This is a genomic window from uncultured Holdemanella sp., assembly GCF_934772795.1.
Classification (GTDB): Bacteria; Bacillota_I; Bacilli_A; order Erysipelotrichales; family Erysipelotrichaceae; genus Holdemanella.
In genome coordinates this window covers 1-12,993 of the sequence record NZ_CAKVMR010000061.1, presented here as the reverse complement: position 1 = coordinate 12,993, position 12,993 = coordinate 1, and the positions used below count along the sequence as shown (strand labels likewise).

Genomic DNA, 12,993 nt, shown 5'->3' with positions numbered 1-12,993 from the left:
GGTAAGCCGTATGCCTTAGTAGGGCACGTACGGTTTGACAAGGGGCGGTAGAATTAAAATTCTGTCGCCTACTTTTTTTTGAAGACAATTATTTTTTCTGTGCTCTGACTTTCATCGAAAGTATATCCTAAATCTGAAAATTGAGTAATATCTTTGATTTCTTGAATGTTGTTTTCGGCAAGATAGCGAACCATAGAACCTCTAGCCATCTTGGCATAAACACCTTTTTCCTTACCATTTTCTTCGACAAAACGAACATCAATCAATGGTTTATACTTTCGGATGATTTTGGCGTATTCTTCACTCGCCAGATTTAAAATGGGTTCATCCATTTGTTTGGCAAGATCGTCTTTCCAAAAGTCATACAAAGAGAATGGGCATTTTGTCTGCATTTCTAAACGATAGGGTGTGATCGCATCCAGGGGTTTTAAAAGACCATAAAATCCGGAAAGAATGTAAAGATGTTGTTGAATATATTTCATTTGATCATCCGTAAATACATGGGGTGCCATATATTGATATTGAATACCAGAATAGCTCAGTATGGCTGGCGTTGTATTTTTGTCTAGACGCATATTTTGAAATTGATCAAAAGTACTTTGTGCAATTGTGTCAGAACATTTTAAATAAGACTTTAATTCTGAATAATCTAAACTTTTAATATGATTTAAAAGTTCAGATGTCTTGGATAAGAATAGGGGTGTTGTACACTCTATGTTGATATCATCGATCATTTTCATTTTCTTAGCAGGTGAGATAATTATTTTCATATTAATATTGTATAATATGTGTCAAGAAAAGGAAGTGAAGATTATGGTGAAAACTGAAGAAATGTTGAAGAATTTAGAGGAATTGATCAATACACCGAGTGTGGTTGGCTTCTATCCTGAAATCCATAAAAAATTAGCGGAGATGGTAGGAAAGTTTGGGTATGAACTTGAGTTTGATAATAAACGAACAGCCTACGTACGTGTACCAGGAAAAGATTCTAGTAAGACAGTATGTGTAGGTGCTCACTTAGATACAATTGGTTTACAGGTTCGTCATGTGATGGAGAATGGATGGATCGAAGTGAAAAACTTGGGTGGAGTCAACTTTCATAATGTGGAAGGTGAAAATGTGTATATTCATACGCGTAGTGGAAAAACTTATGAAGGAATGGTAATTTGTAAGTCGCACTCTACACATGTATTTGATGATGCGAGAAGTCGTGAGCGTGATAAATTTAATGAAGCTATTTTATTGGATGAAGATTTTAGTTGTGCTAAAGATGTATATGATCTTGGTATTGAACATGGGGATTTGATTAGTGTAGAACCACGTTTTAGACGTACAGAATCTGGTTTTATAAAATCTCGACATATTGATGATAAGGCTATGGTTGCAGCCGTGATTGATGTATTGCGTCAATTGAAAGAAGAGAATCTAAAACCTGCTTATGATACTTTATTTGCGTTTCCTATTTATGAAGAAATTGGCCATGGTGGAGCTTATGTTCCTAGTGAAGTGAGTGAATATGTAGCTTTGGATATTGGCTTGATTGGGTCGGATAATCATGGTTCTGAAAAGAAGGTTTCCATTGGAGCTAGCGATAACTATTCTCCTTATGATTGGGGATTAACAACTAAAATCATCAATTTGGCAAAAGCGAACAATATCAACTATTGTGTAGATACCTATTATCGTTTTGGCTCAGATGCCACTGCGGCCATTCGTGCAGGAAACAACATTATGCCTGCAGTATTTGGAGTAGGTTGTATGAATTCGCATGGCTATGAAAGAACGAGTGTTCAAGCGATTGAGGATTGTGCACGTTTAACATTGGCTTATGTGCTAAGTAAATAAAAAAAGAGATATCTTGCGATATCTTTTTTGGTTGAACTAAAATGTGAAATGGATTTGTTCAACCATATACATTCTAAATGATTTTTAAACGTATTCATAGACCGAAAAACGATATATGGTCGATGAAAGAAGAAAAAATAAATATTTGTTAAAGAATTTCCGATAATTCATATCCATTATGGATTTGATTCAACATTTTTTCTTTTGTTTGTTTAAATAAATCAAATTGCTTTTTAGCTTCATTTACGTTTTGATACACCTTCCAATCTCCGACTAAGTAATAGGGTTTGTGTTCAATAAATCCAATCACGTCATCTAAGGGATATCCAAGAAATACACCTATTTCATGAGGAAAGTTTTTAGTGTTAAGTCTTTTTTTGAGTTCTTGTATACACAGTTCAAAAGTATTTGGATATTGATAGGATTTTAGAAAATTTTGAACTGCATTTGAGGAAATATAGTCTTTAAGTTTGGAATTGTATACATAAATGGTGTATTGAGTTTCTTGTTCTATGAGGATAAAGAAAATCCCTTTTGAATTGAATTGTTGATTGTATTGTTTGATAAAAAATCGAATACTATCGTCGTCTTTTGGAAGGTGGAACATATTGGCATATTTATATTGCTTCAGTGCAGGTGCACAATAATTGGCCAATAGTGACTCAAAACGTTGTTTCGGCATAATTAAGCTCCAATTGCTGCTTTGATGTTTTCGATATCTTCAGGTGTACCAGAATTTTCTACTTTATATAGAATTTCACAACCATAATCTTCACTGATCTTATCGGCTGCCTGGCAATATGCGTCACCATAATTTGTATCTCCGGAGCAGACAACACCTTGAATCAATGTGCCATTTGCCATCAAGAAGCTTTCGACTTCAGCAGGAACATCGCCATATCCATCTGTATAAGTAAATAAGATGTATGGTTCATCGATGCTTTCAGATCCATCATTGATGCGTAATGCATCAATACCTAATGAACTGATAATTTCTTCCACATTACCAGTACGACTTGCGAATGCATATTTCATGATTTTACCTCCTTAAAAGTTAGACGTAACTAACTGTCATTAGTATAACTCTATAAGAGTTAGTTGTAAATAACTTTTTTCAGAAATTTTTTTCTTTATGATATACTAGTTCTGTTTAATGGGAGAGGTTTTATGCAAGTAAAAGATATGACGAAGGGAAATGAATTAAAGTTGATTTTTTTGTTTTCCCTACCTTTAATGCTTGGAAATATATTTCAGCAGCTATATACAGTTTGTGACACAATCATTGTTTCTAGACATCTTGGTGTGAAGGCGTTAGCAGCCATAGGATGTTCGGATTGGCTAACATGGATGGGAATTGCAGTTGTGACTGGGCTTGCCCAAGGCTTTTCAATTCCGATAGCCCATGCGTTTGGTACGCATGATAAGAGTAATGTACAAAAATGTATTTCTACTTTAGTTGTGAATGCGATTCTATCAACAGTGGTTTTATTGGCTGTGATTTATCCGCTTCTATCAAATATTTTAATTTTATTAAAAACGCCAGCCGATATTATGGATCGAGCTTTAGCGTATACACATGTTATTTATATCGGTTTGTTTGCGACTATGTTTTATAATGCGCTTGCCAGCATTTTACGTGCTTTTGGCAATTCTAAAACACCTCTACAAGCTATGATTATAGCCAGTATTTGTAACGTCGGTTTAGATGTATTATTCGTGATGGGACTTGAGTGGGGAATCATTGGTGCTGGTGTTGCGACAGTTATTGCACAGATTTTAGCTGGATGTTTCTGTTTGTATCATGTATTAAAATTGAAAGAATATATGCCTACATCAATTTGTAGAGATATGACATACTATAAAAATCAATTTAGATTAGGAATTCCTATGGCACTACAAAATGTTTTGATTTCAATTGGTGGTATGGTATTAACGAGTGCTGTAAATCGATATGGAACTTATTTCCTTGCTGGATTTACTGCTATGAACAAGCTATATGGAGTGCTTGAAATTTCAGCTGTTTCTTATGGCTATGCCATGGTTACATATACGGGACAAAATTATGGAGCACATCGTTATGATCGTATCAAGAGTGGTGTAAAAAAAGTTGTTTTACTATCCTTGGCTACTTCCATCTTGATTTCTATTATACTTTGGATTTTTGGTCCATTCTTCTTATCTTGTTTCATATCAAAAACAAGTGAAGGTGCCGAACAAACTATGACATATGGATTGAATTTCTTAAGATGTTTAACGGTTTTCCTTCCAATTTTATATATGTTGCATGCATATCGCTCTACGATTCAAGGTTTATCCAATGCCTTCATTCCTATGGTATCTGGCTTATTTGAGTTATTGATGCGAATTTCTGGAGCTTTGATTCTACCTATTTATTTTGGCAAAGCGGGACTATATCCAGTAGAAGTATTGGCATGGATTGGTGCTGTTATAATTTTGATTCCTAGTTATTATTACATGGAAAGAAATTTTCAAGATGTTTCAGAAAATAGTTGACAAATTGTTTCATACAGAATAAAATACGTACATACATAAAGCAAAGGTGCTTATAGTTCATGAAATACATGAGCTGTAAGTGCCTTTTTCTTTTGTGTAAGGAGGGAATATTATGGAGAAGATTTTAACAGAGGTATTTGGAATATGGTACCTAATCGGAGCTGCATTTGTATTCTTTATGCAGGCTGGATTTGCGATGGTAGAAGCCGGATTTACAAGAGCCAAGAATGCCGGTAATATCATTATGAAAAACTTAATGGATTTCTGTTTAGGAACTGTTGCATTCTTGATTATAGGCTATAGCCTATTGATGGGACAAGATTTTGCGGGACTTGTTGGATGGGGAGAAAGTCCATTGACAGATTTTGCCGGAACAAACTGGTCAAGTTTTACATTCAACTTAGTATTCTGTGCTACAGCTGCTACTATTGTTTCTGGGGCTATGGCAGAAAGAACAAAATTCATTTCTTATTGTATTTATAGTTTTGTGATTAGCTTGATCGTATATCCAATTGAAGCACACTGGGTATGGGGCGGCGGTTGGCTAAGTAGCCTAGGCTTCCATGATTTTGCCGGAAGTGCTGCTATTCACTATGTTGGTGGTTTAACTGCTTTAATTGGTGCATGGATGTTAGGTCCAAGAATTGGTAAGTTTGATAAAGATGGATCTCCACGAGGAATTCCAGGTCACAGCTTAACAATTGGTGCACTTGGATGTTTCATCTTATGGTTTGGCTGGTATGGATTTAACGGTGCTGCTGCAACAAATGGTATTCAGTTAGCTACTATCTTTGCGACGACTACTGTAGCTCCTGCCGTTGCGACATGTACAGTTATGTTGATTACTTGGATCAAATATGGAAAACCAGATGTTGCGATGTGTTTAAATGGTTCATTGGCTGGTTTAGTTGCGATTACTGCAGGATGTGATGCCGTAAACGTATTTGGATCATTCGTAATTGGTATCTTATCTGGATGTATGGTTTGTTTCATTGTATGGTTGTTGGATTACAAATTAAAAGTAGATGATCCGGTAGGAGCTGTAGCTGTACACTTTGGTAATGGTGTGTTAGGAACGATTTGTGTTGGATTATTTGCTTGTGGAACAGATACAATGCCAGAAGCACAAGGATTATTCTATGGTGGTGGATTCCACTTTTTAGGAGTTCAATTATTAGGCTTATTGGCAATTGGTGCATGGACTGCCGTAACTATGTTTATTACTTTCTACATTATTAAAAAGACGGTTGGATTACGTGTTAGTGCACATGAAGAAATTGTGGGTCTTGATAAAATGGAACATGGATTGGAAAGTGCATATGCTGGTTTTGCCTTAGAAGCCGATGTTCCCGGTGATTATTTAGAAACAATTCAAGATTCTAGCTACACTCCAAGTGTAGAAGTGGATGATGCCGTACCTACAAAAGTCATTCATAGTGATGGTTCTATTTCTAAGGTTGTTATTATCACTAAGGCTGAGAAATTTGATAAGATCAAGGCTGCATTGAATGAAATTGGTATTGGAGGTATGACTGTTACTAAAGTATCTGGTTGTGGTGTACAAAAGGGACAAACAAGCTACTATCGTGGTGCTAAAGTAAATATGGAATTGCTTCCTAAATTAAAGGTTGAAGTTGTTGTTAGTGAAGTGCCTGTAGCTGATGTTGTTAAGGCAGCTAAAAAGGCATTGTATACTGGAAATATTGGGGATGGAAAAATCTTTGTCTACGATGTTGCGGATGTTGTTCGTATCTCAACAGGAGCTCGTGGTAAAGATGCATTAAAATATGAAGAATAATATATAAATCTTGGCTTGTAAAATTGCTCTTTTCTCTTATTCGTTACAAGCCAAAGGAAAAGGATCGGTTTCGATCCTTTTTAGTTTAATAAGTCTGTATCAAAAACATCATCATTTAATTCTTCATCAATCATTTGGAAAAGTAATTCTTCGATGTCTTTACCATTTTCTAATTCTTCAAATAGGTCAGGCCTTTCATAGAACATCTTATTAAAGAAGAATCCTGAAACTAATTGGTCATTTTGTTCTTCTAAAGTGCGATGTTCATTTTCATCTACCCAAGGCCCATCATTTTGGGATTCAATTATTTGAATGCGTTCCAAATCAATTTCTTTTTTATTGATTTCTTCCTTGATGAGTTCTCCTGTCACAGGATAAAACTCATCGGTTTCTGAATCAAAGAAGGATAGTAAGAATATATCATTCTTTTCTAAACATAAATCGGCAATGGTACAAATCTGCATTTCTTCAGAAGAATAATCAATGCCTTCACAGTGAATTATAAAATCATAGCTGCATACAATGTCTAAACTTGACATCACAAAGTATGCCATGTCCGCTAGAGTAAGTCTTTTAGGGAATGTGATCGTTCTTGTGATATCTTCCAATTGAAATTGCATGGTACAAATTTGAAATCTTTCTTTTAAGTAATCTGTTTTTTCTTCAATACAACTCTTTATACCTTCTTCAAAAGAGCAATCTTGGAATTCAGAATCAACATCTAATAATTCATGTAGATATTCATTGGCAATTTCATATAGTAAGACGAATTGATGTTTTTCGTCTTGCGGTGCATATTTAAATAATTCATTTAATGCAGGTGCTAATTTCTTGTTGTTTGTGATTGCTTCCATTGTCATTTCCATCATGGAATCGATTTGTTTTTGTAGTTTCTTTTTCATTAACTTCTTCACTCCATATCCATTTGTTTCAACATATTAAAAATATCATCAATCTCTTCTAATTTATCCTCTACCAATGGGATTTCTAGTTCATCGCATATATATTCAAGCCAATTTAGAATGTATGGATTTCTAGCATATACATGTTTTGGTTTACCAAAATGTTCGATGGCACCTAAGAAATTATTCATAATGACTTCATAATCTTCTTGGTCAGGATGAATTAGATCAAAGTGTAAGATTTGGTTGTTTCTTAAATCAAATACTATATAGGCTAATGGATTGATGGGTCTTTCAAAACCTTCATCATTTGTAGGAACCATCATATAGTCCATATCGATTGCGAGTTCTAGATCACTAGATTCGGCCTTTTTAAAGTGATCAATTAAACTTGAATCATTAATATAAATTGTATTGTATCGATCTGGTTCCATAGGCCTAGGTACTGTATAAGAGAACCAATTTCCATCTTCATCTTTTTGTGTGTAGATGATATCACCTCTTTCGAAGATCGATTCTTGATATTCTTCATGTTTTAATGTTTCAATCAATCCTTTATAGGTTTCAATCAACATTTTAACCTCACCATAATTTGGAAGACTAGGAAAACTCTTCTTTTCAAAAGTTTTAAAATAGATCCAATTGCCATTGCCACGAAAACGTAGGCCTAATTGTTTGATGATCGCATACATTTCATCATCGATTTCATCACGATTTCCCCAGTAACAAGTAATGCAGTTTTGATCAGACATCACAAATGTTGCAGGCACATGATAGTCTTCATTACAGATTTGACAGAAGTCACTATAACCTTCCATACCGTGATAAACACTGATGCCTGTGCAAGTTCCACTTTTACCCATGATAGATACAAAGTTTGGATCCTCATTTTTCTTTGTTTCTACCGCAATTAAGTCCAAATCCCAATAGGATTGCCAAGGCTTTAATTTCGTAATTTCTATAGCTAGATCATAGAGTTCTTTCCATTGTTCTAATGTTGCTTGTGTTGCCATAATAATTCCTCAACTTTATTATATTAATAGTAACATTGAAGGACATGAAACTCAATTAAGATTCCTTGATGGTTTTTCCAGTTATATGTTCAGGGATAAGTTCAAAACATTGTACACTAGGTCCCGAGTACTTTAATTCATGATCAATATAATTTTGATCATCAGTGAATTTTAAACAGAGTTGCGTACATATTTCTTTGACTTGATCTGGATTATCAACCAACTTGATTTTTCCAAATATAATTACACTCTGATAATGAACAGCCCATTCACCATCTTTCTTAAAACCTTTATCCATGACACAAAAGCTGGCCTTATCACATTGTTTTAAACAATCCATCTTGTGTCCTTCTTTAGCACCATGAAAATAAATATGTCCGGTATTGGCATCATACCAATGTGTGATTGGAAAACCATAAGGATATTCCGAATCACTGATCAAAGATAGGACGCCATGAGGTTCATTGGTAAGTATCTCTATACATTTTTCTTTTGATAATTGTTGTTTAAATCTTCGCATTGTCTTAAACATAGGTATCTCCTTTAACTAAAAAGGTGTAAATTGAATTACACCCTTATAAATTTGAATTCATGAATTCAATGATTCCGGCTTCCACTTCATTTTTGATTTCTGCATAATTATGAATTTCATGACGATAGCCAGAATATAATTTAGTTGTGACATGATGTCCAGTTTCTACAAGCCAGTTGCTGACTTGACAAACTCCAAGACCATATTCACCAACTGGATCTTGATCGCCGGCAATATTGTAAATAGGTAATTTTGTAGGTACTTTTTCGGCCCATTGCGTTCCTTCAATTGTAAGCATCATTTGGATAAAATCATAAATGGAACGATTGCTTGTGGGTCTTGTGAAGGCATCAAAAGGATCTTGCGCATGGTCAATTTGCACATATGGATCATGGCAAATCCATTCATTTCCAATACTTATTTCACCACAACGTTCGCACATCCATCCCATGAGTGAGCCTACAACATTTGGATCCGACTCTTCACCGTGTCCTGCATCAATGATTTCTTTCAATTTTTCTTGAGCTTCTTTAGCACCACGGAAAATGCCTGTTGTACCACAAATTGTTGCACCATTTAATTCGTTTCCGTATTTCGCAATAAAATCTCTTGTGATGAATGAACCCATACTGTGACCAAATAAGAAATAAGGTAAATCTGGATATTTCTCGCATACAATTTCTTTCAATGTGTGCTCATCTTCCATCATGGTGTGACATCCTTTGTCTCCCCAATCACCCCAGACATTATTCACCATAGCGGTTTTTCCATGACCTACATGATCATCAGCGGCTACAATATAGCCGGCATCTAGAAAAGCCGAAATCATATGGATATAGCGTCTTGAGTGTTCGCCAAATCCATGGATCAATTGAACAATTCCATTTGGTTTGCAGGCAGGAACATAAATCCAAGCTTGCACTTGATCACGTTTATTATAAGATGTAAAAGATACTTCGTGTAACATACAATAATCCTCCTTTTCTTTGTGTAATGTTAACTCGTACTATATCTGTTTTTATTATACGCCCACAAGAAAACTATGTCATTTAGTTGACATAGTCTTTTTCATGAATTTATAGACAATGTACGCAAGTACAATACCTGCAATGATATCTGTTGGATAATGAACGCCTACATAGAGCCTAGAAAAGGCAACAAGGATGGCCAGTATCATAATTAGAATACTGTATTTTTTTGGAAGACCATCATACACCATAAAGGCACAAATAAAGGCAGATGCCGTGTGTCCAGATGGAAAGGAGTAATCACTTGGTTTATCCACTAATGGAGTGAGTTCATTAAACGCATCAAAGGGTCTTGGTCTTTGAAATATAAGCTTTAATACAATGAATAATGCCGTACAAATCAAAAACGCAATAATTGTTTCTTTTGCGAGTCTTCTAGTTTGTTCATTTTTCTTGAACATATAAATCAATACGATTCCTAGAAGTATGTATAAAAAGTATTCGTTTGTGATCAAGGTGAAGAATGGCGTTAATATATAGTTTCGTATATTTTCTTGTATAAACAATAAAATTTGAATATCCATAGAAATTTTCCTTTCGTTAGGAGTATTATACATATATATAGATAGGAAGTGAAGTTATGCGACTAGAAAGAATGAGTTGGAAAGATTGCGAAGAATATTTTAAGGATCATGATATGGTGATTCTTACAACGGGGAGTACAGAAAATCATGGAATCCACAATCCATTAGGAACGGATACAATGATTCCCAATAAGATTTTAGAGCTTGTAGAAAAACAAAGTGATGTATTAATTTGCCCAACTTTACCTTATGGGGATGCCGATTTTCATACAGAATACACGGGAACGATTTCAATTGGCAGTGACTTATTAGAAATGGTGATGAAAAGAATTAGTGATCGTTTGTACGATTGTGGTGCTCGACATTTTGTGTTCTTAAATGGACATGGAGGAAACACACATGCATTAAGTAAAGTATGTCGTCATTTATATAAGAAGGGAGCTGTGGGTACGATTTTTGATTGGTGGACGATTGCCGGAAAAATCAATCCAAAATGGGCTGGAGGCCATGGTGCAGGTCAGGAAACGGCGGCTATGTTGTATGTGGATGAAAGCTTAGTTCAAAAGGATAAGATCATGGATTCAAATTTAAATCAATTTACATCTAAATTAACGGCTTCCAATGCGCAAACGGTTAACTTTAAAGGTGTGGATATTCCGGTTCCTAGAAGCAATCGTTTAAGCAGTGATAATGGTTGGTTTGGCAAGGATCATCCTAAATATGCGACGTATGAATGGGGTAAAGAAATGGTGGAGGCTACGGCTGATTTTCTTGTGGAATATATGAAAGAATTTCAAAAGATGTAGTAATTCGTTTCGACTTGAACTATAATAAATATACAAATGGGGGACAAATATTTTTTGTCTCTTTTCTTTTCGCATGGAGGCTGTAATGGAAATCATTATTTTAATATTGTTAGGTATTGTGATTGTATGTTTGATTGTTTTGTTGATGCAAAATAAGTCGAAGGAAGCAGAAACTTCAAATTCAAATTCTTTGATTCTACAAAAGAATTTTGAATATCTTTTAAAACAAGTGCAGGATGTTCAAAAGAATCAGGCTACTTCAAAAGTGAGCTTGAATCAAATGGAAGAGTATTTATATCGTATGAATATGGTCATGACAAACACAAAACTTAGAGGAAACTGGGGAGAATATCAATTGGATATGCTTCTAAGTGTATATTGTGGTCAAAATCCATCCATCTATTCGATGCAGTATACTCTGCCGAATGGAAAGATTGCGGATTGTGCCTTTCATTTGCCGGACACGAATAAAGTGTTGTGCATTGATTCGAAGTTTCCAATGGAAAACTATTTGAAATTACAAGAAGATATGGATACATATCTAAGACCTTTTAAGATGAACATGAAAAAACATATTGATGATGTAGCGAATAAATACATTAATATGGATACAATGCCATATGCTTTATTGTTTGTGCCTAGCGAAGCTATTTATCAATTTGTATGTGCTAAGTGTGATGATTTATTCACATATGCTCTACAAAAACATGTGATGTTGGTATCTCCAACTACACTTGTAGCGGAAGTAATGACTTTATTATCAAGCACAAAGGATTTTTATCGCACAAGCCATATGGAAGAAATTGAACGCAATATATTGTTGTTGCAGGAAGACGCGAATCGTCTTGTAGAAAGAAGTGTAAAGGCAGAAAAAACGTTGGAAACTTTGGCAACACAATTCCATGCGGTTTCTATTTCTGCACAAAAATTATCAAGTCGAATGACTAAGATGGGAGAAGACGAATGATTAGTACATTAAAAGGAAATATATCATTATTGGATTTTGATTTAATTGTTGATCCAACCAATCAACAAGTTTTACCGATGCAAGGAGTGAGCTCACAGATTTTTCATCAGGCTGGAAATGAAATGATGAAGGCTTGTCAGGCTTTGAATGGTTTGGAAGTAGGAAAAGCGAAGATGACACAATCTTTTAATTTGCCATGTAAAGCCGTCATTCATACGTGTGGCCCTCGCTATATTGATGGTGCTCATAATGAGAATGAATACTTGGCTGCATGTTATTGGAATAGTATGGCATTGGCTTATGATTATATGCGAAAAAATGATATGGAATCCATCAATATCGCATTCCCATGTATTTCTACAGGTATCAATGCGTATCCAAATCATGAAGCTTGTTTGATTGCGATTCAAACTGTGAAAAGATTAATGAATAAGTTTCCTGAGACTAAGGCTATTCATGTATGTTTTGTGTGTGATAAAACAGAAGATTATATGTTGTATAAAGAGGCATTAAGACTACGATGAAATCCATGGTTGATTTATCTCATGAATTTTTAAAGTCTGTTCTTCATAAACAAGCAATATGTGTGGATGCTACATTAGGACAGGGAAAAGATACAGATTTCTTTTTGTCACAAAATGTACATAAAGTATATGGCTTCGAAATTCAAAGAGATGTTTTTGAAAGTACAAAAGAACGATTGGATAATCAAAGAACTTGTTTCTATAATGTTGGACATGAACATATGGAAGAATATATTCATGAAGAAGTGGATGCGATCATTTTTAATTTTGGGTATTTTCCTCAAGGAAATCATGACATCACAACCCACGCTTCTTCAAGTGTAAGTGCAGTCAGACAAGCTCTAAAACTTTTAAAAGTAAAAGGAAGAATGGCACTTGTGATGTATCCACATGAATCGGGACAGGAAGAAGCTAAATGTATGGAAGAGTTTTTAAAAACACAAACATCGATTCAGGTACAGAAAATACAAAACTTATTGGTGGATCATTGCCCATATCTATTATTAATTGAGAAAAGGTACTGTATATAGGTACCTTTTT

Annotated in this window: 15 protein-coding genes; 7 read left to right on the top strand and 8 right to left on the bottom strand. The window is 34.8% G+C overall.

From position 1 onward, the window contains the following. Window positions 1-68: 68 nt before the first annotated feature. Entirely contained in the window at window positions 69-770 is a 702-nt protein-coding gene (gene yaaA, locus Q0F04_RS09710; RefSeq protein ID WP_295752789.1) for a peroxide stress protein YaaA, read from the bottom strand. Between the two features lie 43 nt (window positions 771-813). Between yaaA and Q0F04_RS09705 the strand changes: the two genes are divergently transcribed. After that, entirely contained in the window at window positions 814-1,845 is a 1,032-nt protein-coding gene (locus Q0F04_RS09705) for a M42 family metallopeptidase (RefSeq protein ID WP_295752786.1), read from the top strand. A gap of 148 nt (window positions 1,846-1,993) precedes the next feature. Here the strand turns inward: Q0F04_RS09705 and Q0F04_RS09700 are convergent, their stop codons facing one another. After that, window positions 1,994-2,527 carry a DUF3793 family protein gene (locus Q0F04_RS09700; RefSeq protein WP_295752784.1) on the bottom strand — a complete coding sequence of 178 codons (534 nt, stop codon included), beginning with the start codon at window positions 2,525-2,527 and terminating at the stop codon, window positions 1,994-1,996. Window positions 2,528-2,529: 2 nt separating this feature from the next. After that, entirely contained in the window at window positions 2,530-2,880 is a 351-nt protein-coding gene (nrdI, locus tag Q0F04_RS09695) for a class Ib ribonucleoside-diphosphate reductase assembly flavoprotein NrdI (protein WP_117570997.1), read from the bottom strand. A gap of 132 nt (window positions 2,881-3,012) precedes the next feature. On the opposite strand from nrdI, the gene Q0F04_RS09690 reads away from it, so the two are divergent. After that, window positions 3,013-4,359, top strand: coding sequence for an MATE family efflux transporter (locus tag Q0F04_RS09690; RefSeq protein WP_295752782.1), 1,347 nt, complete (start codon window positions 3,013-3,015; stop codon window positions 4,357-4,359). Window positions 4,360-4,471: 112 nt separating this feature from the next. Beyond that, window positions 4,472-6,157: an ammonium transporter gene (locus Q0F04_RS09685; RefSeq protein ID WP_295752781.1), complete on the top strand. Its 1,686-nt coding sequence runs from the start codon at window positions 4,472-4,474 to the stop codon at window positions 6,155-6,157. 80 nt (window positions 6,158-6,237) lie between these two features. On the opposite strand, the gene Q0F04_RS09680 is transcribed toward Q0F04_RS09685, so the two are convergent. The 5 genes from Q0F04_RS09680 to Q0F04_RS09660 form a co-directional block, all read right to left on the bottom strand. After that, entirely contained in the window at window positions 6,238-7,059 is an 822-nt protein-coding gene (locus tag Q0F04_RS09680) for a hypothetical protein (RefSeq protein WP_295752779.1), read from the bottom strand. Window positions 7,060-7,067: 8 nt separating this feature from the next. Beyond that, the gene (locus Q0F04_RS09675) at window positions 7,068-8,072 is read right to left on the bottom strand and encodes a hypothetical protein (RefSeq protein ID WP_295752777.1); all 1,005 of its coding nucleotides are present in this window, start codon (window positions 8,070-8,072) and stop codon (window positions 7,068-7,070) included. A 55-nt stretch (window positions 8,073-8,127) separates the two neighbouring features. Beyond that, the gene (locus Q0F04_RS09670; protein WP_295752774.1) at window positions 8,128-8,604 is read right to left on the bottom strand and encodes a pyridoxamine 5'-phosphate oxidase family protein; all 477 of its coding nucleotides are present in this window, start codon (window positions 8,602-8,604) and stop codon (window positions 8,128-8,130) included. 43 nt (window positions 8,605-8,647) lie between these two features. Then, entirely contained in the window at window positions 8,648-9,571 is a 924-nt protein-coding gene (locus tag Q0F04_RS09665; protein ID WP_295752773.1) for an alpha/beta fold hydrolase, read from the bottom strand. Window positions 9,572-9,649: 78 nt separating this feature from the next. Next, the gene (locus Q0F04_RS09660) at window positions 9,650-10,156 is read right to left on the bottom strand and encodes a phosphatase PAP2 family protein (protein WP_295752771.1); all 507 of its coding nucleotides are present in this window, start codon (window positions 10,154-10,156) and stop codon (window positions 9,650-9,652) included. A gap of 56 nt (window positions 10,157-10,212) precedes the next feature. Between Q0F04_RS09660 and Q0F04_RS09655 the strand changes: the two genes are divergently transcribed. The 4 genes from Q0F04_RS09655 (at window position 10,213) to Q0F04_RS09640 (ending at window position 12,983) form a co-directional block, all read left to right on the top strand. Then, on the top strand, window positions 10,213-10,962 hold the full coding sequence (locus Q0F04_RS09655) for a creatininase family protein (protein ID WP_295752769.1): 750 nt from the start codon (window positions 10,213-10,215) through the stop codon (window positions 10,960-10,962). An 85-nt stretch (window positions 10,963-11,047) separates the two neighbouring features. Further along, a complete protein-coding gene (locus Q0F04_RS09650) occupies window positions 11,048-11,929 on the top strand; it encodes a DNA recombination protein RmuC (protein WP_295752768.1) in 882 nt (293 codons plus the stop codon). Continuing rightward, a complete protein-coding gene (locus tag Q0F04_RS09645; protein WP_295752766.1) occupies window positions 11,926-12,453 on the top strand; it encodes a macro domain-containing protein in 528 nt (175 codons plus the stop codon). The genes Q0F04_RS09650 and Q0F04_RS09645 overlap by 4 nt, the downstream gene beginning before the upstream one ends. After that, window positions 12,450-12,983 carry a class I SAM-dependent methyltransferase gene (locus Q0F04_RS09640; protein WP_295752764.1) on the top strand — a complete coding sequence of 178 codons (534 nt, stop codon included), beginning with the start codon at window positions 12,450-12,452 and terminating at the stop codon, window positions 12,981-12,983. Before Q0F04_RS09645 ends, Q0F04_RS09640 begins: the two co-directional genes overlap by 4 nt. The last annotated feature ends 10 nt before the right edge of the window (window positions 12,984-12,993 follow it).